Source organism: Pseudomonas sp. WC1, from assembly GCF_050586565.1.
Lineage (GTDB): Bacteria > Pseudomonadota > Gammaproteobacteria > Pseudomonadales > Pseudomonadaceae > Aquipseudomonas.
The window spans coordinates 103403-124548 of the sequence record NZ_JBOBDQ010000001.1; the positions used below are offsets into that span (position 1 = coordinate 103403).

The 21146-nt window shown below is 62.5% G+C and carries 18 protein-coding genes and 1 pseudogene; 10 read left to right on the top strand and 9 right to left on the bottom strand.

The genetic code is table 11. From position 1 onward, the window contains the following. Positions 1-194 precede the first annotated feature (194 nt). Entirely contained in the window at positions 195-2660 is a 2466-nt protein-coding gene (locus ACQ4OD_RS00475) for a glycogen/starch/alpha-glucan phosphorylase (RefSeq protein WP_430943693.1), read from the bottom strand. A gap of 185 nt (positions 2661-2845) precedes the next feature. On the opposite strand from ACQ4OD_RS00475, the gene ACQ4OD_RS00480 reads away from it, so the two are divergent. Then, positions 2846-3250: a YkgJ family cysteine cluster protein gene (locus ACQ4OD_RS00480; RefSeq protein WP_016712459.1), complete on the top strand. Its 405-nt coding sequence runs from the start codon at positions 2846-2848 to the stop codon at positions 3248-3250. A gap of 112 nt (positions 3251-3362) precedes the next feature. Here ACQ4OD_RS00480 and typA read toward each other — a convergent pair whose 3' ends face one another. Then, positions 3363-5183 carry a translational GTPase TypA gene (gene typA / locus ACQ4OD_RS00485; RefSeq protein ID WP_046853888.1) on the bottom strand — a complete coding sequence of 607 codons (1821 nt, stop codon included), beginning with the start codon at positions 5181-5183 and terminating at the stop codon, positions 3363-3365. Positions 5184-5310: 127 nt separating this feature from the next. Further along, the gene (thiI, locus tag ACQ4OD_RS00490) at positions 5311-6765 is read right to left on the bottom strand and encodes a tRNA uracil 4-sulfurtransferase ThiI (RefSeq protein WP_111532536.1); all 1455 of its coding nucleotides are present in this window, start codon (positions 6763-6765) and stop codon (positions 5311-5313) included. Between the two features lie 376 nt (positions 6766-7141). Here thiI and glnA point away from each other — a divergent pair, with 376 nt between their 5' ends. The 4 genes from glnA (at position 7142) to ntrC (ending at position 12012) form a co-directional block, all read left to right on the top strand. Beyond that, the gene (gene glnA, locus ACQ4OD_RS00495) at positions 7142-8548 is read left to right on the top strand and encodes a type I glutamate--ammonia ligase (protein WP_023628815.1); all 1407 of its coding nucleotides are present in this window, start codon (positions 7142-7144) and stop codon (positions 8546-8548) included. Positions 8549-8695: 147 nt separating this feature from the next. Beyond that, positions 8696-9238, top strand: coding sequence for a chorismate mutase (locus tag ACQ4OD_RS00500; protein ID WP_430943694.1), 543 nt, complete (start codon positions 8696-8698; stop codon positions 9236-9238). A gap of 255 nt (positions 9239-9493) precedes the next feature. Continuing rightward, a complete protein-coding gene (glnL, locus tag ACQ4OD_RS00505) occupies positions 9494-10579 on the top strand; it encodes a nitrogen regulation protein NR(II) (protein WP_430943695.1) in 1086 nt (361 codons plus the stop codon). Beyond that, positions 10576-12012 (top strand): nitrogen regulation protein NR(I), encoded by a 1437-nt coding sequence (ntrC, locus tag ACQ4OD_RS00510; protein WP_430943696.1) that lies wholly within the window; start codon positions 10576-10578, stop codon positions 12010-12012. Before glnL ends, ntrC begins: the two co-directional genes overlap by 4 nt. A 119-nt stretch (positions 12013-12131) precedes the next feature. Here the strand turns inward: ntrC and ACQ4OD_RS00515 are convergent, their stop codons facing one another. From ACQ4OD_RS00515 to ACQ4OD_RS00525, 3 genes and pseudogenes are all read right to left on the bottom strand, one after another. After that, positions 12132-12587, bottom strand: coding sequence for a hypothetical protein (locus tag ACQ4OD_RS00515; protein ID WP_430943697.1), 456 nt, complete (start codon positions 12585-12587; stop codon positions 12132-12134). Positions 12588-12734: 147 nt separating this feature from the next. After that, positions 12735-13013 (bottom strand): annotated as a pseudogene (locus ACQ4OD_RS00520) (RHS repeat-associated core domain-containing protein); the annotation flags it as partial. 325 nt (positions 13014-13338) lie between these two features. After that, positions 13339-13776, bottom strand: coding sequence for a hypothetical protein (locus tag ACQ4OD_RS00525; protein ID WP_046853884.1), 438 nt, complete (start codon positions 13774-13776; stop codon positions 13339-13341). On the opposite strand from ACQ4OD_RS00525, the gene trmL reads away from it, so the two are divergent. Next, complete coding sequence (gene trmL, locus ACQ4OD_RS00530) at positions 13775-14236, top strand: tRNA (uridine(34)/cytosine(34)/5-carboxymethylaminomethyluridine(34)-2'-O)-methyltransferase TrmL (RefSeq protein WP_031314454.1); 462 nt, start codon at positions 13775-13777, stop codon at positions 14234-14236. The genes ACQ4OD_RS00525 and trmL overlap by 2 nt on opposite strands. A gap of 84 nt (positions 14237-14320) precedes the next feature. Here the strand turns inward: trmL and secB are convergent, their stop codons facing one another. The 3 genes from secB to ACQ4OD_RS00545 are packed head-to-tail and all read right to left on the bottom strand — an operon-like array spanning position 14321 to position 15515. Beyond that, on the bottom strand, positions 14321-14806 hold the full coding sequence (secB, locus tag ACQ4OD_RS00535; RefSeq protein ID WP_102681752.1) for a protein-export chaperone SecB: 486 nt from the start codon (positions 14804-14806) through the stop codon (positions 14321-14323). 39 nt (positions 14807-14845) lie between these two features. Continuing rightward, on the bottom strand, positions 14846-15100 hold the full coding sequence (gene grxC / locus ACQ4OD_RS00540) for a glutaredoxin 3 (RefSeq protein ID WP_003249204.1): 255 nt from the start codon (positions 15098-15100) through the stop codon (positions 14846-14848). Position 15101: 1 nt separating this feature from the next. Beyond that, a complete protein-coding gene (locus tag ACQ4OD_RS00545; RefSeq protein ID WP_023628822.1) occupies positions 15102-15515 on the bottom strand; it encodes a rhodanese-like domain-containing protein in 414 nt (137 codons plus the stop codon). A gap of 206 nt (positions 15516-15721) precedes the next feature. Between ACQ4OD_RS00545 and gpmI the strand changes: the two genes are divergently transcribed. The 4 genes from gpmI to ACQ4OD_RS00565 all read left to right on the top strand — a co-directional run bounded on the left by gpmI (position 15722) and on the right by ACQ4OD_RS00565 (position 20997). Continuing rightward, the gene (gene gpmI / locus ACQ4OD_RS00550) at positions 15722-17257 is read left to right on the top strand and encodes a 2,3-bisphosphoglycerate-independent phosphoglycerate mutase (protein WP_430943698.1); all 1536 of its coding nucleotides are present in this window, start codon (positions 15722-15724) and stop codon (positions 17255-17257) included. Positions 17258-17503: 246 nt separating this feature from the next. Continuing rightward, positions 17504-18805 (top strand): murein hydrolase activator EnvC family protein, encoded by a 1302-nt coding sequence (locus tag ACQ4OD_RS00555; protein WP_430943699.1) that lies wholly within the window; start codon positions 17504-17506, stop codon positions 18803-18805. Between the two features lie 87 nt (positions 18806-18892). Beyond that, complete coding sequence (locus tag ACQ4OD_RS00560) at positions 18893-20221, top strand: S41 family peptidase (protein WP_102681755.1); 1329 nt, start codon at positions 18893-18895, stop codon at positions 20219-20221. A gap of 8 nt (positions 20222-20229) precedes the next feature. After that, complete coding sequence (locus tag ACQ4OD_RS00565; RefSeq protein WP_430943700.1) at positions 20230-20997, top strand: divergent polysaccharide deacetylase family protein; 768 nt, start codon at positions 20230-20232, stop codon at positions 20995-20997. Positions 20998-21146: the final 149 nt, after the last annotated feature.

Genomic DNA, 21146 nt, shown 5'->3' on the forward strand with positions numbered 1-21146 from the left:
GTGACGGGCTAGCGAGCAAAGAGACTCGTGTGGCAGATCAGAGGGCTCATTGGGCTTTGAGTTCACGCAGCTTGTCGATTAGGGCTGCTGCGCAGCCCATCGCCGGCAAGCCGGCTCCCACAGAGTTTGGCGGTGCTGTGGATCTTTGTGGGAGCCGGCTTGCCGGCGATGGGCCGCAAAGCGGCCCCGGTGTGCTAATCCAAGGCCTTCCAGATCTCGCTCGCATACTCGCGAATGGTCCGGTCCGACGAGAACCAGCCCATCCGCGCCGTGTTCAGCACTGCCACGCGCCACCAGTCCTGCGGCGCGTGCCACAACTCCTCGACTCGCCGCTGGGCGTCCCAGTAGGCATCGAAGTCGGCGCACACCAGGAAGCGGTCGTAGGCGATCAGCCCGTCCACCAAACCGGCATAACGCGCCGGATCATCAGGCGAGAACACCCCGCTGCGAATCGCCTGCAGCACGTCGCCCAGACGATGGGAGGCAGCGATCGCCGACGCGGCGCCAAAGTCGCCGCTGCGCTTGCGTGCCTCCACCTGCTGCGCGGTCAGGCCGAAGATGAACATGTTCTCCGCCCCCACCTGCTCGCACATCTCGACGTTGGCGCCATCGAGGGTGCCGATGGTCAGCGCGCCATTGAGGCCGAACTTCATGTTGCTGGTGCCGGAGGCCTCGTAGCCGGCCGTGGAAATCTGCTCGGACAGGTCAGCCGCCGGGATGATGCTCTCGGCCAGGCTGACGTTGTAGTTGGGCAGGAACACCACCTTGAGCAGGCCGCGCACCGTGGGGTCGTTGTTGACCACCCGGGCGATGTCGTTGGCCAGCTTGATGATCAGCTTGGCCTGGTGGTAGCTGGCCGCCGCCTTGCCGGCGAAAATCTTCACCCGCGGCACCCAGTCGGTGCCGGGGTCGTTGCGGATGGCCTGGTACAGCGCCACCGTGTGCAGCAGATTGAGCAACTGGCGCTTGTACTCGTGGATGCGCTTGACCTGCACATCGAACAGCGCCTCCGGGTTGACCGTCACGCCGATCCGGTCCTGGATGATGCTGGCCAGGGCGCGCTTGCTGTGCAGGCGCTGGGCGGCGAACTGCTTGCGGAAGGTGGCCTTGTCGGCGAAGGGCGCCAGTGCCTTGAGCTTGCCTTCCGGGTCATCCAGCACCTCCGGCCCCAGCGCCTCGATCAGCATCGCCGTGAGCGGCGGGTTGGCCTGGTACAGCCAACGGCGGAAGGTGATGCCATTGGTCTTGTTGTTGATTCGCTGCGGGTAGAGCTTGTGCAGCTCGGCGAACACCGTGCTTTTCATCAGCTTGCTGTGCAGCGCCGACACGCCGTTGACGCTGTGCGAGCCAAGGAACGCGAGGTTGCCCATGCGCACCCGGCGGCCATTGTCCTCCTCGATCAGCGACACCGCTCGCAGCACGTCGAAGTCGTGCAGGCCTTTGGCCCGCAGTGCGTCGATATGGTAGGCGTTGATCAGGTAGATGATCTGCATGTGCCGCGGCAGCATGCGCTCCATCAATGCCACCGGCCAGGTTTCCAGGGCTTCGGGCAACAAGGTGTGGTTGGTGTAGGCCAGGGTGCCGACGGTCAGCGCCCACGCTTTGTCCCAGGGGATTTCGTGCTGGTCGACCAGCAGGCGCATCAGCTCGGCCACGGCAATCGACGGGTGGGTGTCGTTGAGCTGGATGGCCGCGGCATCCGGCAGGTTGAGCAGGTCCTTGTGCATGTTCAGGTGGCGTCGCAGCAGGTCCTGCAGCGAGGCCGAAACGAAGAAGTACTCCTGGCGCAGGCGCAACTCCTGGCCAGCCTCGGTGCTGTCGGCCGGGTACAACACTCGCGAGATGCTTTCGGCGCGGGCCACCTCGGCCACCGCGCCCAGGTGATCACCGGCATTGAAGCGCTCCAGGTGCAGCTCCTCCAGCGCCCGGGCACGCCACAGGCGCAGGGTATTGACGCTGGAGCCGCGCCAGCCGACCACCGGCGTGTCGTAGGCCACCGCCCGCACCGTCTCGCCCGGCCACCAGACCTGACGTTGCTGGCCATTGCCTTCCTGCACGGTCTCGACGCTGCCGCCGAAACTGATCGGGTAGATCACCTCGGCCCGCTCGAACTCCCAGGGGTTACCAAAGTCCAGCCAGTTCTCGGTCTGCTCCTGCTGCCAGCCATCGACCACCGCCTGGCGGAACAACCCATGCTCGTAGCGGATGCCATAGCCATGGGCGGCAATACCCAGGGTCGACATGCTCTCCATGAAGCACGCCGCCAGGCGCCCGAGGCCACCGTTGCCGAGCGCCGCATCGGGCTCGAGCAGACGGATGCGCTCCAGGTCGACATCCAGGCCTTCGAGCGCCTCGCGGGCGATCTCCAGGTAACCGAGGTTGCTCAGGCTGTCGTACAGCAGGCGGCCGATGAGAAACTCTAGAGAGAGGTAGTACACCCGCTTCTGGCTACGGCGGTAGGCCTGGCGAGTGTGATCCATCCAGTGGTCGACCATATGGTCGCGGGCAGCCAGGGCAATGGCCTCGAACCAGTCGTGGTCGAAGGCGTGTTCCGGGTCCTTGCCAACGGCGTAGGTCAGCTTGGCCAGCACGGCGGCGCGGAACGCGGCCACCTCGTCGGGATGAGCTTTGGCCTCACGGGCCTTGTTTTCCTGGGACATGCGGCATCCTCGGGCAAGTAGGCGAAAGCGCAGGGAGAGTGTTCAGCCTAGACGCTCTGACACACAGCGACAGCGAGCGTTCGCGGTTTTCATCAACTGCCAGGGGAATCGGGCAAAAGGTTGTTCACAAATTGAACAACTCCGGTATGATCGCGCGCCCCAAGACCGTGATTCACCCCATAACCATGAAAACGACCCTGATCGCCGCCGCCGAAGTCGACCGCCTGGAGACCTGGCAGCGCTATGCCAGCCATATGTGCGGTGGCTGCCACTCGACCTGCTGCACCCTGCCGGTGGAGGTGAAGATCAAGGATCTGATCCGCATTGGCGTGGTGGATGAATTCGAGAAAGACGAACCGCCGAAGAACGTGGCCAAACGCCTGCAGAAGGAAGGCATCATCGAGCGCTTCAACCAGAAATCGGGGATCTTCACCCTGACCCGGATGAGCAACGATGACTGCATGTACCTGGATCGCAAGAGCCGCCTGTGCACCATCTACGACAAGCGCCCGGATACCTGCCGCAACCACCCCAAGGTCGGGCCGCGACCGGGGTATTGCGCTTACAAGCCCAAGGTGGTCGGGCGCTGAGACTGCGCCACGCCTGAAATGCTGGGGCTGCAAAGCGGCCCGTATTTCTGAAGGCAAACAAAAACGCCCCCGGCCTTTCGACCGGGGGCGTTTTCATTCAGCCTGAGCTAACTCAGTTCTTGGCTTTCTTGGCAGCGCGGGTACGCTCGCCTTCGTCCAGGATCTTCTTGCGCAGACGGATCGACTTCGGCGTGACTTCGCACAGCTCGTCGTCCTGGATGAACTCCAGGGCCTGTTCCAGGGTGTGGCGAACCGGCGGTACCAGGGCGATGACTTCGTCCTTGCCCGAAGCACGCATGTTGTCGAGCTTCTTGCCTTTGGTCGGGTTCACGCCCAGGTCGTTGTCGCGGCTGTTCAGGCCGATGATCTGACCGTTGTAGATCTCCTGGCCGTGCTCGACGAACAGCTTGCCGCGCGCCTGCAGGGTTTCCAGCGAGTAGGTCAGTGCCTTGCCGGTCTCGACCGAAACCAGTACGCCGTTCAGACGGCCGGACATCTGGCCCGACTTCATGGTGTCGTAGCGATCGAAGATCGAGGTCAGGATGCCTGCACCGTTGGTCAGGGTCAGGAACTGGTTGCGGAAACCGATCAGACCACGGGCTGGAATGTTGTATTCCAGGCGAACACGGCCCTTGCCATCCGGCACCATGTTGGTCAGGTCGCCTTTACGCAGACCCATTTCTTCCATGACCTTGCCCTGGGATTCTTCAGGGATGTCGATGGTGACGTTCTCGAACGGTTCCTGCTTGACGCCGTCGACTTCGCGGATGATCACTTCAGGACGGCCTACGGCCATCTCGAAGCCTTCACGGCGCATGGTTTCGATCAGAACGGACAGGTGCAGCTCGCCACGGCCCGATACCTTGAACTTGTCAGGGGAATCGGTTTCCTGGACGCGCAGGGCAACGTTGTACAGCAGCTCCTTGTCCAGACGGTCCTTGATGTTACGGCTGGTGACGAACTTGCCTTCCTTGCCGCAGAACGGCGAGTCGTTGACCTGGAAGGTCATCGAGACGGTTGGCTCGTCGACGGTCAGCGGCTTCATCGCTTCTACCGCGTCCGGGGCGCACAGGGTGTCGGAGATGAACAGCTCGTCGAAACCGCTGATGCAGACGATGTCGCCAGCCTGGGCTTCTTCGACGTCGACACGGTGCAGGCCGTGGTGGCCCATCAGCTTCAGAATACGGCCGTTACGCTTCTTGCCGTCGACATCGATGGCAACAACCGGGGTGTTCGGCTTGATGCGGCCACGGGCGATACGGCCAACACCGATAACACCCAGGAAGCTGTTGTAGTCCAGTGCCGAGATCTGCATCTGGAACGAACCTTCACGGTCAACGTCCGGCGCCGGTACGTTGTCGACGATCGACTGGTACAGGGCGGTCATGTCTTCGCCCATGGCGGTGTGGTCCAGACCGGCGATGCCGTTCAGGGCCGAGGCGTAGACGACTTTGAAGTCCAGCTGTTCGTCGGTGGCGCCGAGGTTGTCGAACAGGTCGAAGATCTGGTCCAGAACCCAGTCAGGACGCGCGCCTGGACGGTCGACCTTGTTGATCACGACGATTGGCTTCAGGCCAGCTTCGAAGGCCTTCTTGGTCACGAAGCGGGTTTGCGGCATCGGGCCGTCCTGGGCGTCGACCAGCAGCAGCACGGAGTCGACCATCGACATTACACGCTCAACCTCGCCACCGAAGTCGGCGTGGCCGGGGGTGTCGACGATGTTGATGTGGTAGCCGTTCCAGTTGATGGCGGTGTTTTTCGCCAGAATGGTAATGCCGCGCTCTTTTTCCTGGTCGTTGGAGTCCATGACGCGCTCGTCGTTGAGCTCGTTACGCTCCAGGGTGCCGGACTGGCGCAGGAGTTTGTCGACCAGGGTGGTTTTACCATGGTCAACGTGGGCGATGATGGCGATGTTACGCAGATTTTCGATCACAACTGTATCTCGATCAGAGGATTCGGTTGCCGCCAGTGTAGGCGGCCAATATGTACGGTTTACGGCTCAGCGGGCCCGATGGTCGGGAGGGCGATGGCGGATGCTGCCGCCATACAGCCCTGGCGTCTTATGTCGGACGATAAACACGCACATTGGCATGTCCCTCACTGAGCAGGTGGTGTGCGTGCAGACGGCTCATCACACCCTTGTCGCAATACAGCAAGTACTGGCGCGTGGGGTCCAGCTGCTTGAACTTGCTGTTGATGGCGTAGAACGGCATGGCCTGGACTTCGATGCCTTCCAGCACCAGAGGTTCGTCTTCCTGGGCGTCGGGGTGACGAATGTCGATGACGATCTGGCCTGGCAGTGCCTCGGCCACTTCCTCGATTTCGATGTCCTTGCCCAGCTCGTCGATCACATGGTCGATGGAGATGAACTTGGCGCGCTCCAGGGCGCGCTCCAGCACGGCCATGTCGAACTGCTTTTCTTCGTGCTCCATGCGGTGACGCTTGGCATGGGTAGTCGGGTTCACCGAGATCACGCCGCAATACTCGGGCATATGCTTGGCGAAGTCGGCGGTGCCGATCTCGGTGGCCTGGTCGATGATGTCCTGCTTGTGGCTGGCCAGCAGCGGGCGCAGCACCAGCTTGTCGGTGGCCGAGTCGATGATCGACAGGTTCGGCAAGGTCTGGCTCGACACCTGGGAGATCGCCTCGCCGGTGACCAGCGCGTCGATCTGCAGACGGTCGGCCATGTGCGCGGCGCCGCGCAGCATCATGCGCTTGAGGGTGACGCCCATGTAGCTGTTGTCGACCTTGTTGAGGATCTCGCCGACCACTTCCTCGAACGGCACGCTGATGAACAGTACGCGCTGGCTGCTGCCGTACTTCTTCCACAGGTAGTGGGCCACTTCCATCACGCCCAGCTCGTGGGCACGGCCACCGAGGTTGAAGAAGCAGAAATGGGTCATCAGTCCGCGGCGCATCATCTGGTAGGCCGCGACGGTGGAGTCGAAGCCACCGGACATCAGCACCAGGGTCTGTTCCAGTGCGCCCAGCGGGTAGCCGCCAATGCCGTTGTGCTGATTGTGAATCACGTACAGGCGCTGGTCGCGGATCTCCATGCGCACCACGACTTCTGGGGTCTTCAGGTCGATGCCGGCGGCGCCGCACTGCTGCCGCAGCTGGCTGCCGACGTAGCGGTCGACGTCCATCGAGGTGAAATCGTGGTGGCCGCCGCGCTTGCAGCGTACCGAGAAGCGCTTGCCGGCCAGCAGGTGGCCAAAGTGGTGCTTGCACTTGGCGACGATGTCGTCGAAATCGCCCAGGGCATACTCCTCGACCTGCAGGAAGTGGGTGATACCCGGCGTACAGGTCAGGCGCTCGATCATTTCGCGCTGGATCTTTTCGTCCTCGACGCGGGTGACCACCTCGAGATTGTCCCAGACACCATCAACCGCGAGCTCGGGATCAAGGTCCTTGAGCACGTTGCGGATGTTCTTGGCGAGCTGGCGGATGAAGCGCTTGCGCACCGGCCGGCTCTTGATGGTGATTTCTGGGAAGACTTTGACGATAAGTTTCATTGGTTTAACAGCGCGCCCAGGGCCTACCGAAAATGAGGGGCGCGAATTATAGCGGAAATTGCTCAGCTTTTGACCAACTTTTGTCCAGAAGGTTGGATTTATGTTGCCTGCCCCGCGATGTAGCCCTGCACGCACAGAGCGCACCATAACGGTGCGGCAAAGATAAAAAACGCATCACATGAGTGCACAGCAGCCATCCATATCACCAGCAAATGCCCAGCAACGCCTCCTTTTATCGCGTGCAGGCCATTTCCGGGCACTGGCATGCAATTTGCTCCCTTGTGAGGCAGGTAAGCTTGGCCGACTATCCGCGCCCAGCGACACCCTTATTTCCAGGGCAGCGGCCAACTGCGCCCTAGACCATCCGGAGGACAACATGTCGAAGTCGGTTCAACTCATCAAAGATCATGACGTCAAGTGGATTGATCTGCGTTTCACGGACACCAAAGGCATTCAGCATCACGTGACCATGCCGGCGCGCGATGGCCTGGACGAAGACTTCTTCGAAGTCGGCAAGATGTTCGACGGTTCCTCCATTGCTGGCTGGAAAGGCATCGAAGCCTCCGACATGATCCTGATGCCGGTTGACGAAACCGCCGTGCTGGACCCGTTCACCGAAGAACCGACCCTGATCATCACCTGCGACATCGTCGACCCGTCGAGCATGCAGGGCTACGATCGTGACCCGCGCGGCATCGCCAAGCGCGCCGAAGAGTACCTGAAGAGCACCGGCATCGGTGACACCGTGTTCGCAGGCCCAGAGCCTGAGTTCTTCATCTTCGACGAAGTGAAGTTCCACTCGGACATCTCCGGCTCGATGTTCAAGATCTTCTCCGAGCAAGGCTCGTGGATGACCGGCGCTGACGTGGAAGGCGGCAACAAAGGCCACCGTCCGGGCGTGAAAGGCGGCTACTTCCCGGTTCCGCCGTTCGACCACGACCACGAAATCCGCACCGCCATGTGCAACGCCCTGGAAGAAATGGGCCAGACCGTCGAAGTTCACCACCACGAAGTGGCGACTGCCGGCCAGAACGAAATCGGCGTCAAGTTCAACACCCTGGTGAAGAAAGCTGACGAAGTACAGGCCCTGAAATACGTCGTGCACAACGTTGCCGACGCCTATGGCCGTACCGCCACCTTCATGCCCAAGCCTCTGTACGGCGACAACGGCTCGGGCATGCACGTGCACATGTCGATCTGGAAAGACGGCAAGAACACCTTCTCCGGCGAAGGCTATGCCGGCCTGTCCGATACCGCCCTGTACTTCATCGGCGGCATCATCAAGCACGGCAAGGCCCTGAACGGCTTCACCAACCCGTCGACCAACTCCTACAAGCGTCTGGTCCCAGGTTTCGAAGCCCCGGTAATGCTGGCCTACTCGGCGCGCAACCGTTCCGCCTCGATCCGTATTCCTTACGTCGGCAGCCCGAAAGCCCGCCGTATCGAAGCACGCTTCCCGGACCCGTCGGCCAACCCGTACCTGGCCTTCGCGGCCCTGCTGATGGCGGGCCTGGACGGCATCCAGAACAAGATCCACCCAGGCGATGCCGCCGACAAGAACCTGTACGACCTGCCGCCTGAAGAGGCCAAGGAAATCCCGCAAGTCTGTGGCAGCCTGAAAGAAGCTCTGGAAGAGCTGGATAAAGGCCGTGCGTTCCTGACCAAGGGCGGCGTATTCTCCGACGACTTCATCGATGCCTTCATCGAGCTGAAGAGCGAAGAAGAAATCAAGGTACGCACCTTCGTGCACCCGCTGGAATACGAGCTGTACTACAGCTGCTGATCTATCTGGCGCCTCGCGCCGGTGACATCAGGACGGCCTCCCTCGGGAGGCCGTTTCCATTTTTGCATCGGCATCATCGGACTAGCCCTACAGCCGTATCTGGCGGCACTGCGACACTCGGTTCTCCATCAATCCAAGGAGATCACCATGCGTACCAGACACCTCGCACTCACCTGCTGCCTCGTATTGTCCGGCTGCAACACCTCGCCGCCGCCTCATTCCAACCTCGAGAACCTGCTTGACGCCATCGAGCGCCGTCTTGACCTTGCCGAAGCGGTCGCCCTGCACAAATGGGACCGAGGGCAACCAGTGCAGGCCTTTGACCGCGAGCAACAGGTACTGGCCAGCGCACGCCAGGCCGCGACCGCCTACCAGCTGGACCCGGCACGCGCCGAAGCGTTCTTCGCGGACCAGATCGAGGCGAGCAAACTGCTCCAGTATCACCTGCTGGACAGCTGGCACCGCGCACGGCAGGCACCCGACCTGCCTCGACAGGATCTTGGCCAGGATGTACGCCCGGCATTGGACCACCTTCAGGCACAACTGCTCGTTGCCCTCGCCCAATTCGACCAGACAATCACGATCAACTGCCCCGGCCAACTGGCCAACGCACTGCACCAGCGCAGGCGCGAAGCGTCGCGGCACCTTGCCCTGGTCCGCGCCACCGGGCAGCTGTGCAAAAGCGCGTGAGCTCACTATGCTCCATATTGGTGCATGAATAGGCCTTGCGCCCCGACATGCACCCCACTTTGGGTCACAAGAATCGTTTAACCAGGGCTTTATGTGCCGATTTTGCGCGCACACAGGACTTTATCCGGAATTTCCGCTTCTTTTCGGAGCCTTGGTTTGGTTCTTGCATTTTCAACGCATCCAGCACGTCATCCATGCGCGCCCCAGGCCTGAGAGGGGCGCCAAAAGAGTGCCAATAGAGGTCAACGACGCCTTATGACCATCAGCGATGCACAGCACCGTCTGCTTCTGGACAACCTGACCACGGCCACGCTCCTGCTCAATGCCGAACTGCGCCTGGAGTACATGAATCCAGCCGCGGAAATGCTCCTGGCTGTCAGTGGCCAGCGCAGCCATGGCCAGTTCATCAGCGAGCTGTTCACCGAATCGGCCGAGGCACTCAACTCGCTGCGCCAGGCGGTGGAGCAGGCGCACCCGTTCACCAAGCGCGAAGCCCAGCTGACCTCGCTGACCGGCCAGAGCATCACCGTCGACTACGCCGTCACGCCCATCCTGCACCAAGGCCAGACCCTGCTGCTGCTGGAGGTGCACCCGCGTGACCGCCTGCTGCGCATCACCAAGGAGGAGGCCCAGCTGAGCAAGCAGGAGACCACCAAGATGCTGGTGCGTGGCCTCGCCCACGAGATCAAGAACCCCCTCGGCGGCATTCGCGGCGCGGCGCAACTGCTGGCCCGCGAGCTGCCCGAGGACGGCCTGCGTGACTACACCAATGTGATCATCGAAGAGGCCGACCGCCTGCGCAACCTGGTCGACCGCATGCTCGGCTCGAACAAGCTGCCGTCGCTGTCCATGACCAATATCCACGAAGTGCTCGAACGGGTGTGCAGCCTGGTCGATGCCGAGAGCCAGGGCGGCATCACCCTGGTGCGCGACTACGACCCGAGCCTGCCGGACGTGCTGATCGACCGCGAGCAGATGATCCAGGCCGTGCTCAACATCGTGCGCAACGCCATGCAGGCCATCGGCGCGCAGAACGAACTGCGCCTGGGCCGCATCACCCTGCGCAGTCGGGCCGTGCGCCAGTTCACCATCGGCCACGTCCGCCACCGCCTGGTGGCGCGGATCGAGATCATCGACAACGGCCCCGGCATCCCCGCGGAACTGCAGGACACACTCTTCTACCCCATGGTCAGCGGCCGCCCGGACGGCACCGGGCTGGGCCTGGCCATCACCCAGAACATCATCAGCCAGCACCAGGGCCTGATCGAATGTGAAAGCCACGCAGGCCACACCACCTTCTCGATCTACCTGCCCCTGGAACAAGGAGCCACCACCCCATGAGCCGAAGTGAAACCGTCTGGATCGTCGATGATGATCGTTCCATCCGCTGGGTCCTGGAAAAGGCCCTGCAGCAGGAAGGCATGACCACCCAGAGCTTCGACAGCGCCGACGGCGTGATGGGCCGCCTGGCCCGCCAGCAACCGGACGTGATCATCTCGGATATCCGCATGCCCGGCGCCAGCGGTCTCGACCTGCTCGCCCAGATCCGCGACCAGCACCCTGGGCTGCCGGTGATCATCATGACCGCCCATTCCGACCTGGACAGCGCCGTGGCATCGTACCAGGGCGGCGCCTTCGAGTACCTGCCCAAGCCGTTCGATGTCGACGAAGCGGTGTCGCTGGTCAAGCGCGCCAACCAGCACGCCCAGGAGCAGCAGGCGCTGGAGGTGCCCCAGGCGCTGGCCCGCACCCCCGAGATCATCGGCGAGGCGCCGGCGATGCAAGAAGTGTTCCGTGCCATCGGCCGCCTCAGCCACTCCAACATCACTGTGCTGATCAATGGTGAGTCTGGTACCGGCAAAGAGCTGGTGGCCCATGCCCTGCACCGCCATAGCCCACGGGCGGCATCGCCGTTCATTGCCCTGAACATGGCGGCGATCCCAAAGGACCTGATGGAGTCCGAGCTGTTCGGCCATGAAAAGGGCGCCTTTACCGGCGCCGCCAACCTGCGTCGTGGGCGCTTCGAGCAGGCCGACGGCGGCACGCTGTTCCTCGACGAGATCGGCGACATGCCCGCCGATACCCAGACCCGCCTGCTGCGAGTGCTCGCTGATGGCGAGTTCTACCGGGTTGGCGGCCATGTGCCAGTCAAGGTGGATGTGCGCATCATCGCCGCCACTCACCAGAACCTCGAGTCCCTGGTGCAGGCCGGCAAGTTTCGTGAAGACCTGTTCCACCGTCTCAACGTGATCCGCATTCATATCCCGCGCCTGGCCGACCGGCGCGAGGACATCCCGGCGCTGGCCCGCCACTTCCTCGGCCGCGCCGCCCAGGAGCTGGCAGTGGAGCCCAAGCTGCTCAAGCCCGAGACCGAGGAATTCATCCGCAACCTACCGTGGCCGGGCAACGTACGCCAGCTGGAGAACACCTGCCGCTGGATCACCGTGATGGCTTCCAGCCGCGAAGTGCTGGTCGGCGACCTGCCGCCAGAGCTGCTCAACCTGCCCCAGGACGCCGCGCCGGTGACCAACTGGGAGCAGGCCTTGCGTCAGTGGGCCGACCAGGCCCTTGCCCGCGGCCAGACCAACCTGCTGGACAGCGCCGTGCCCAGTTTCGAGCGGATCATGATCGAAACCGCGCTCAAGCACACCGCCGGGCGTCGTCGTGATGCGGCATTGTTGCTGGGGTGGGGGCGCAACACCTTGACGCGCAAGATCAAGGAGTTGGGGATGAAGGTAGATGGGGGGGATGATGATGAGGGGGAAGAGCACTGATCGTTGAGCAACGCAAAATAATGAGGGCTATCTTTAGCCCTCACATCCAAAGGACGCAGAACAGAAATTTCATATAAATTTAACTTTAAAGCCAAGAATATTTTGACTGATAAAACTCATTACCAATCGCTTAAAGACCGAATTGAAATCAATAGCCCATTAAACGCATCATTGAACTGACGTTCAACTCTCTTGTCCTGCTCTAATCGGGATTCGTAATCGGCCGGACTCAGTGCTGATTGCTTTTCATTTTTTTGCAATTCTCGATTCAATAACTTTTGCCCGGCAATAATCTTGTTTTCATATGTTCCGGCGGAGCGCTTCATGAAGTTGAGCGGGTCCGCACGGTGCTTAGCCTCGCGCCTGCTCGAAATCTGGTCAAGCCCAAGTGCAGCGGCACTCAGTCCGGCGAGAGTAATCTGGACCGGCACGGCAACCGGAGCACCGACCACTCCTGCTGCACTAGCTAGAGTCGATCCTCCAGCAGCGGTGGCTGCAACTACTTTCTGAACAAGTCGCGTTCTGGTGACCTCCTCCATATTGAGCACGTCGGGATCATTCGAGTGCTTCTTCAATTCCGCTACCTGAGCTCTACTCTTGAAGCTGCTCCGAGTATCAGCTATCAGAATCCCAGTTGTAGCAGCACCTACCACAGTTGAAATACCCGGGGCTATCATGTCTATAGGGTCCGACAACAAACGCTTCGTCCCCCCACTGGGATCCCAATTGTCTACTGGGTTACCAACACAGTAGCTATAAGCATTGATCCCGCCCGCAGCAAACGGACTCAACCGATCAGGGGACTGAAAACGCATTATCTCCGGGGAGTAAAAACGATTGCCATTACCCAGCGGATAGCTACCAGTCACCCTGTCGCGAAGCTGTCCACAGAAGCCGGTGGCCGGCCCCCCTGCATCTGTAATGGCACCGTAAGGTGTATATGCTCTGGAGAAGTTCCCCCCCCCCGAATGGTGAGCGCTGGCGATCGAGCATCGGCAAATACAGGCTCATGAACGGTCACTCCCGCAGGACTATCAAATCATGAGCCGAAAGCTAACCGAGGCTAATCGGTGTCCGATACTGGCAAAATTATCAGGTCCCGGTAGAGGCCTCCCGCGCCCATTCTCTCCTTCTAGCGAATAGCGCCCCTCTGCACCGTTGCTGTGCCATGTGCACCAGCAGAACGCAGATTAGTCCTCATGACCCTTTGGAAAGGGCCGGAACAGCATGTTTCCGGGCCTGCAAAACCTGGCACGCTCCCTGCTAAGTACCCAGTACCTCCAGTTTCGGGGACCTCGGTACAGGCAGGCCGGGATATCCCCTCTTTTATTCGTGCAGCCTCACCTGCACCCGCCAACGTCCCGCCTCCTGCGCGCCGGCCCATTCGCCGCGCAGGGGGCGCGCAGCGACCAGCGTCAACAGCAAGCCTTCCTCGCTCTTCTGCAAACGCCAGCCCACCGGCTTGCCCTGCAACATCAACTGGCCCCGCGCGGCCTTGCCCTCGGCCTGGAACACCACGGCCACGGTACCCTCGACATTCTCGCCATGCAGTTGCGGCTCTTCGTTGAACCACAGGTCCAGCCCGCCCTGCACCACCTCGACCTGCTCCAGCACCCGCTCCTCGGGCGCCGTCAGCCGGCCGATCATCAGGCCCACGAGCATGCCGAAGATCGCCAGCGACAGCAGCACCCGCGGCCAGGCCTTCGAACGCGGGTCGGGTTCGGGGGTAGAATGCTCGTCATCTTCACGCTTGGAGCCGTGCATGTTTCACGTCATCCTTTTTCAACCAGAAATTCCGCCGAATACCGGCAACATCATCCGCCTGTGCGCCAACAGCGGCTGCGCCCTGCACCTGATCGAGCCCATCAGCTTCGAACTGGACGACAAACGCCTGCGCCGCGCGGGGCTGGATTACCACGAGTATGCCACGCTACAGCGCCACCAAAGCCTGGCCGAATGCCTGGAAAGCCTGAATCAGCCTCGACTGTTCGCGTTCACCACCAAAGGCTCGCACCCGTTCCATGAGGTCGAGTACCAGCCCGGTGACGCCTTCCTGTTCGGCCCCGAAAGCCGTGGCCTGCCGGCCGAGGTGCTGGACAGCCTGCCTGCCGAACAACGCCTGCGCCTGCCGATGCGGCCGGGGTGCCGGAGCTTGAACCTGTCCAATACCGTGGCCGTAACGGTGTACGAGGCGTGGCGCCAGCAGGGGTTTGCCGGAAGCTGATGTGCTCGCCGCTCGGGCCCTATCCCCAGCAAGAGACATGAAAAAGGCGACCTCGAAGGTCGCCTTTTTCTTTACCGGCAGAAATTACTGCACGGTCGGCACTTCACCGGCTTCCTGCATGCGCTGCATCTCTTGCGCGTACAGGGCGTCGAAGTTGACCGGCGACAGCATCAGCGCCGGGAACGAGCCACGGGTCACCAGGCTGTCCAGGGTCTCGCGGGCGTACGGGAACAGGATGTTCGGGCAGAACGCGCCGAGGGTGTGGCTCATCGAGGACGCGTCCAGGTTGGCGATCAGGAAGATGCCGGCCTGTTGCACTTCGGCGATGAACGCCACTTCGTCACCGTTCTTGACGGTCACCGACAGGGTCAGCACCACTTCGTGGAAGTCGCCTTCCAGGGCTTTCTGACGGGTGTTCAGGTCCAGCGATACGCTCGGCTCCCACTGCTGGCGGAAGATCTGCGGGCTTTTTGGAGCCTCGAACGACAGATCGCGCACGTAGATGCGCTGCAGGGAGAATTGTGGTGCGGTTTCTTCAGCACCAGCGCCGTTGTTCTGTTGGTCAGTCATGGCAGATCCTTTTCCTAATGTTCTTGAATGCAGTGCGAATCAGGCCGCCAGCAGCGCGTCGAGCTTGCCCGCGCGCTCCAGGGCATAGAGGTCATCGCATCCACCGACGTGCGTGCTGCCGATCCAGATCTGCGGCACCGAGGTACGGCCGGCCTTCTGGCTCATTTCGGCGCGAACCTGGGGTTTGCCGTCGACCTTGATCTCCTCGAACGCCACGCCCTTGCTCTCGAGCAGGTACTTGGCGCGCATGCAGTAGGGGCAGTAGTCGCTGGAATAGACGATGACGGGCTTCATATCACTTCACCAGGGGCAGGTTATCGGCTTTCCAGCTGGAAACGCCACCGCTGAGCTTGGCGGCGGTGTAACCAGCCTTGAGCAGTTCGCGGCACAGGGTACCGGACTGCTGGCCCATCGCGTCGACGACGATCAGGGTCTTGTCTTTGTGTTTTTCCAGCTCGGTCATGCGGCCGGCCACTTTATCCTGCGGCATGCTCAGCGCGCCGACGATATGCCCGGCCGAGTATTCCTTGGCAGTGCGGATATCGATCACCACGGCCTTGTCGGCGTTGACCAGGGCAGTCAGCTGGCCGTTGCTCAGGCTCTGGCCGCCACGGCGGACTTCATTGACCAGCAGCAGGACCAGCAGGACGACGAAAATGGCCACCAGGATGAAGTGATCTGTCGCGAATTGAATCAGGTGAGCAACCATCAGGGGTGTTCCAGGCGATTGAAAATGGCGGCCAGTATACACAGCCCCCCATGACCGCCAAAGCCCACCGGGCTGGCGGCAAACGCGCCTTCATGTTGCATGCCTGACCGCGCTGGTCGGGCAATGGGAGGAATATTCGCCGTCGCTGGCGGATTTGCCCTAAAATGCGTGTCTTTATCATCTTTGAACAACCGTGAGTTTGATTGATGACGAGTACGCCTAAACCTCTGGTCCTGATCATCCTGGATGGCTTCGGTCACAGCGAAAGCCCCGAATACAACGCCATCTTTGCTGCCAACACGCCGGTCTACGACCGCCTGCGCGCCACCCAGCCGCACGGTCTGATCTCCGGCTCCGGCATGGACGTGGGGCTGCCCGACGGGCAGATGGGCAACTCGGAAGTCGGTCACATGAACCTCGGCGCCGGCCGCGTGGTGTACCAGGACTTCACCCGGGTGACCAAGGCCATCCGTGACGGCGAGTTCTTCGAAAACCCGGTGCTCGTCGGTGCCGTGGAAAAAGCCGCCAGCGCCGGCAAGGCCGTGCATATCCTCGGCCTGCTCTCCGACGGCGGCGTGCACAGCCACCAGGACCACCTGATCGCCATGGCCGAACTGGCCGCGCAGCGTGGTGCCGAAAAGATCTACCTGCATGCCTTCCTCGATGGCCGCGACACGCCGCCGCGCAGCGCGCAGTCGTCCATCGAGCTGCTCGACGCCACCTTCGCCAAACTCGGCAAGGGCCGCATCGCCAGCCTGATCGGCCGCTACTACGCGATGGACCGCGACAACCGCTGGGACCGCGTACAAGCCGCCTACAACCTGATCGTCGACAGCGCCGCCGAATACACCGCAGCGACCGCCGTGGCCGGCCTTGAAGCCGCCTATGCCCGCGACGAGAGCGACGAGTTCGTCAAGGCCACGCGCATTGGCGAGGCGGTCAAGGTCGAAGACGGCGACGCGGTGATCTTCATGAACTTCCGTGCCGACCGCGCCCGCGAGCTGTCCCGCGTGTTCGTCGAGCCCGATTTCAACGAATTCCCGCGTGCACGCCTGCCCAAGCTGGCGGCCTACATCGGCCTGACCCAGTACTCGGCGAAGATCCCGGCCCCAGCGGCTTTCGCCCCGGCCAGCCTGAACAACGTGCTCGGCGAGTACCTGGCGAAGAATGGCAAGACCCAGCTGCGCATCGCCGAAACCGAGAAGTACGCCCACGTCACGTTCTTCTTCTCGGGCGGGCGCGAAGAGCCGTTCGAAGGCGAAGAGCGCATCCTGATCCCGTCGCCGAAGGTCGCCACCTACGACCTGCAGCCGGAAATGAGCGCCCCTGAGGTCACCGACCGTATCGTCGAGGCCATCGAGCAGCAACGTTATGACGTGATCGTGGTCAACTACGCCAACGGCGACATGGTCGGCCACACCGGTGTGTTCGATGCCGCGGTCAAGGCCGTGGAGGCGCTGGACGGCTGCGTCGGCCGCATCGTCGAGGCGCTGGACAAGGTCGGCGGCGAAGCCCTGATCACCGCCGACCACGGCAACGTCGAGCAGATGGAAGACGAATGCACCGGCCAGGCGCACACCGCCCACACCACCGAGCCGGTGCCGTTCATCTACGTCGGCAAGCGCCACGTGAAAGTCCGTAACGGCGGCGTGCTGGCGGACGTGGCGCCGACCATGCTCGAGCTGCTGGGGCTGGAAAAACCGGCGGAGATGACCGGTACCTCGATCCTGATCGACGCTTGATCGGTGTACTGGGGCCGCTTTGCGGCCCTTTCGCTGCGGTTCGTCGCCACGACAAGCCAGCTCCCACACGTTTGAGTCAGGCACTTACTCCTGTGGGAGCCGGCTTGCCGGCGAAAGGGGCTGCACAGCAGCCCCAATACACATGAATTCCAGACCAACGCCCCGCCGCACACGCCGCTGGGCGTTTTTTTTGCACGCCTGCGCGGGCATACTAGGCCAGTCTCCATCCCTGGTACGCCCAACCCCATGCTCCGCGCCCTGTTCCTACTCGCCCTGTCATGTCTGCTTGCCCCGGCCTTCGCTGCCGATGAGCGCGCGCAGACCCAACAACAGCTGGACGCCACCCGCCAGGACATCGCCGAGCTGAAAAAGATGCTGGGCAAGCTCCAGGAGGAAAAGTCCGGCGTGCAGAAAGACCTCAAGGCCACCGAGACCGATATCGGCAACCTCGAAAAACAGGTGGAGGCACTGCAGCAAGAACTAAAAAAGACCGAGGGCGAGCTGGAGCGCCTTGACCACGAGAAAAAAAAACTCCAGAGCGCCCGCGTTGAACAGCAACGCCTGATTGCCATCCAGGCCCGTTCCGCGTACCAGAACAATGGTCGCGAGGAATACCTCAAGCTGCTGCTGAACCAGCAGAATCCCGAGAAATTCGCCCGTACCCTCACCTATTACGACTATCTCAGCAAAGCGCGCATGGACCAGTTGCGCTCCTTCAACGAGACCTTGCGCCAGTTGGCCAACGTCGAGCAGGACATCGCCGGCCACCAGCAACAGTTGCTGGCACAACGTGCCGAGCTCGACACTCAGCGCCAGGCCCTCGTCGCCGAACGCGACAAGCGCCAGCAGGTGCTGGCCAAGCTCAGCAGCGACATGAAGGAGCGCGACCAGAAACTGCAGAGCCGCGAGCAGGACCAGGCCGACCTGGGCAAGGTGCTCAAGACCATCGAGGAAACCCTCGCCCGCCAGGCGCGCGAGGCCGAGGAGGCCCGCCAACGCGCCCTGCTGGCCAAGCAGGAAGAAGAGCAGCGCCGGAAGGCGCAGGCCTTGGCCGCCGAGGCCCGCAGCCGGGAACCCGAGGAAATCCCGAAGAAGGCCCGGACGACCCTTGGCCCGGTGGTGTCCAGCGACACAGCCAGCTACGGCGGCGCATTTTCTTCTGCTCGGGGAAAACTTCCATGGCCGGTCAACGGTCGATTGCTGGCACGCTTCGGTGATACCCGCGGCGGTGACGCGCGGGCCAAGTGGGACGGGGTAATGATAAGCGCCAGTGCCGGGACCCAGGTGCGCGCCGTGCACGGCGGGCGGGTGGTGTTCGCCGACTGGTTGCGCGGTGCTGGACTTCTGGTCATTCTCGACCATGGCAATGGCTACCTGAGCTTGTACGGCCACAACCAGAGCCTGCTCAAGAACGCCGGCGACATCGTCAAGGCCGGCGAAGCCATCTCCACTGTCGGCGACAGTGGCGGCCAGGACAGCGCCGGCCTGTACTTCGCGATTCGCCAGCAGGGCCAGCCCACCGACCCCGCGCAATGGTGCCGAGGCTAGATAATGCTACTTTTACGGCGCCGCCCACGAAACGGCGGCGCCGATGCTCCCAGCAGGAGCACCAACAGGATCAGGAGTTCGTTCGACATGCTGCACTCGCCTCGCCTCACCCAGCTGGCCCTGACCATCGCCCTGGTCATCGGCGCGCCCTTGGCCATTGCCGCCGAACCGGCCAAGCCAGTGGCAAGGCAGGCCGCGGTGCCGGCCACCGAGGTGACCGCCAAGGCGCCGCTGCCGCTGGAGGAGCTGCGCACCTTCGCCGAGGTCATGGACCGCATCAAGGCGGCCTATGTCGAACCGGTCGACGACAAGACCCTGCTGGAAAACGCCATCAAAGGCATGCTCAGCAACCTCGACCCGCACTCGGCCTACCTTGGCCCCGAAGACTTCCAGGAGCTGCAGGAAAGCACCAGCGGCGAGTTCGGCGGCCTGGGGATAGAGGTCGGCATGGAGGACGGCTTCGTCAAGGTGGTCTCCCCCATCGACGACACTCCGGCCTCCCGCGCCGGCATCGAGGCCGGTGACCTGATCGTCAAGATCAATGGCGCGCCAACCCGCGGTCAGACCATGACCGAGGCCGTGGACAAGATGCGCGGCAAGATTGGCGAGAAAATCACCCTCACACTGGTGCGCGACGGCGGCACGCCGTTCGACGTGACGCTGGCCCGCGCGGTGATCCAGGTCAAGAGCGTCAAGAGCCAGCTGCTGGAGAACGACTACGGCTACATCCGCATCACCCAGTTCCAGGTCAAGACCGGCGACGAGGTGGGCAAGGCCCTGGCCAAGCTGCGCAAGGACAACGGCAAGAAGCTGCGCGGCGTGGTCCTCGATCTGCGCAACAACCCCGGCGGCGTGCTGCAGTCGGCGGTGGAAGTGGCCGACCACTTCCTCACCAAAGGCCTGATCGTCTACACCAAGGGCCGCATCGCCAACTCCGAGCTGCGCTACTCCGCCGACCCGGCCGATGCCAGCGAAGGCGTGCCACTGGTGGTGTTGATCAACGGCGGCAGCGCCTCGGCCTCGGAGATCGTCGCCGGCGCCCTGCAGGACCAGAAGCGTGCCGTGCTGATGGGCACCGACAGCTTCGGCAAGGGCTCGGTACAGACCGTGCTGCCATTGGCCAACGACCGAGCGCTGAAACTCACCACCGCGCTGTACTTCACCCCCAATGGCCGGTCGATCCAGGCCCAAGGCATCGTCCCGGACATCGAAGTGCGCCCAGCCAAGCTCACCGCCGAAGCCGACAACGACAACTTCAAGGAAGCCGACCTGCAAGGCCACCTGGGCAACGGCAACGGCGGCGCCGACCGACCGACCGGCAGCGCCAAGCGCAAGGATCGCCCGCAGGACAACGACTTCCAGCTCAGCCAGGCACTCAGCCTGCTCAAAGGCCTGAACATCACCAAGGGTGACTGAAGCCCCCCATGCGTTATCTGCTGTCCCTGCTGTTCTGCCTGCTGGCCGTCGTCGCGCACGCGGCGCCCGCCGGCAAGGCCTACATGAGCATCATCATCGACGACCTCGGCCAAAGCAGCGAGCGCGACAGCCGCACGCTCGCCCTGCCCGGCCCTGTGACCATGGCGATCATGCCCGACACCCCGCATGCCACCGACTTCGCCCGCCAGGCCCACAAGGCCGGACGCACGGTGATCCTGCACATGCCCATGGACCCGGCTGCCGGGCCTTACGCCTGGCACCCGGGCATCGCCATCGAAGAGCTGGCCCGGCGCCTGGATGCCGCCCTGGCCAAAGTGCCCTACGCCGCCGGCATCAACAACCACATGGGTAGCCGCATGACCGCCCTGCGCGAGCCCATGACCTGGTTGATGGGTGAGCTGCAACGCCGCCATCTGTTCTTCGTCGACAGCCGCACCAGTGCGGCGACGGTGGCGGCGGCAGAGGCGCAGGCTACCGGCCTGGCCCATGTCTCCCGGGATGTGTTCCTTGATGACGTGCGCACCGTCGAGGCAATCAACACGCAGCTGCAGCAAGGTATCGCCCTGGCCCGCCGACAGGGCTCGGCGGTACTCATCGGCCATCCCTACCCGCAGACCCTGGAGGTACTGCAAAGGGAAATACCCCAGCTGACGCGACAGGGCATAGAGCTGATCGGTTTGCACCAGATGATCGGCGAACGTGGCAACCAGGCCATGCCCGCCCATGGCCGGCAGGGCCGCTACAGTAATCGCTGAAACCGTCAGGTCCTGGGCGTGCTTGTGCTGGCAAGCATGCGCTCAACTTCCTGGGTAACTGGAGCGAAAGGCAGTTCGAGCCAGGCTAACTTAAGTACCGCTTTCTCCTGTTCGCGACCGGCCAAATTAGAGCCGGCAATTCGACAAGG

Coding starts and splice junctions, on each gene's coding strand:
- ACQ4OD_RS00475 (WP_430943693.1), bottom strand. CDS start 2,660: ATGTCCCAGGAAAACAAGGCCCGTGAGGCCAAAGCTCATCCCGACGAG.
- ACQ4OD_RS00480 (WP_016712459.1), top strand. CDS start 2,846: ATGAAAACGACCCTGATCGCCGCCGCCGAAGTCGACCGCCTGGAGACC.
- thiI (WP_111532536.1), bottom strand. CDS start 6,765: ATGAAACTTATCGTCAAAGTCTTCCCAGAAATCACCATCAAGAGCCGG.
- glnA (WP_023628815.1), top strand. CDS start 7,142: ATGTCGAAGTCGGTTCAACTCATCAAAGATCATGACGTCAAGTGGATT.
- ACQ4OD_RS00500 (WP_430943694.1), top strand. CDS start 8,696: ATGCGTACCAGACACCTCGCACTCACCTGCTGCCTCGTATTGTCCGGC.
- glnL (WP_430943695.1), top strand. CDS start 9,494: ATGACCATCAGCGATGCACAGCACCGTCTGCTTCTGGACAACCTGACC.
- ntrC (WP_430943696.1), top strand. CDS start 10,576: ATGAGCCGAAGTGAAACCGTCTGGATCGTCGATGATGATCGTTCCATC.
- trmL (WP_031314454.1), top strand. CDS start 13,775: ATGTTTCACGTCATCCTTTTTCAACCAGAAATTCCGCCGAATACCGGC.
- ACQ4OD_RS00525 (WP_046853884.1), bottom strand. CDS start 13,776: ATGCACGGCTCCAAGCGTGAAGATGACGAGCATTCTACCCCCGAACCC.
- secB (WP_102681752.1), bottom strand. CDS start 14,806: ATGACTGACCAACAGAACAACGGCGCTGGTGCTGAAGAAACCGCACCA.
- grxC (WP_003249204.1), bottom strand. CDS start 15,100: ATGAAGCCCGTCATCGTCTATTCCAGCGACTACTGCCCCTACTGCATG.
- ACQ4OD_RS00545 (WP_023628822.1), bottom strand. CDS start 15,515: ATGGTTGCTCACCTGATTCAATTCGCGACAGATCACTTCATCCTGGTG.
- gpmI (WP_430943698.1), top strand. CDS start 15,722: ATGACGAGTACGCCTAAACCTCTGGTCCTGATCATCCTGGATGGCTTC.
- ACQ4OD_RS00555 (WP_430943699.1), top strand. CDS start 17,504: ATGCTCCGCGCCCTGTTCCTACTCGCCCTGTCATGTCTGCTTGCCCCG.
- ACQ4OD_RS00560 (WP_102681755.1), top strand. CDS start 18,893: ATGCTGCACTCGCCTCGCCTCACCCAGCTGGCCCTGACCATCGCCCTG.
- ACQ4OD_RS00565 (WP_430943700.1), top strand. CDS start 20,230: ATGCGTTATCTGCTGTCCCTGCTGTTCTGCCTGCTGGCCGTCGTCGCG.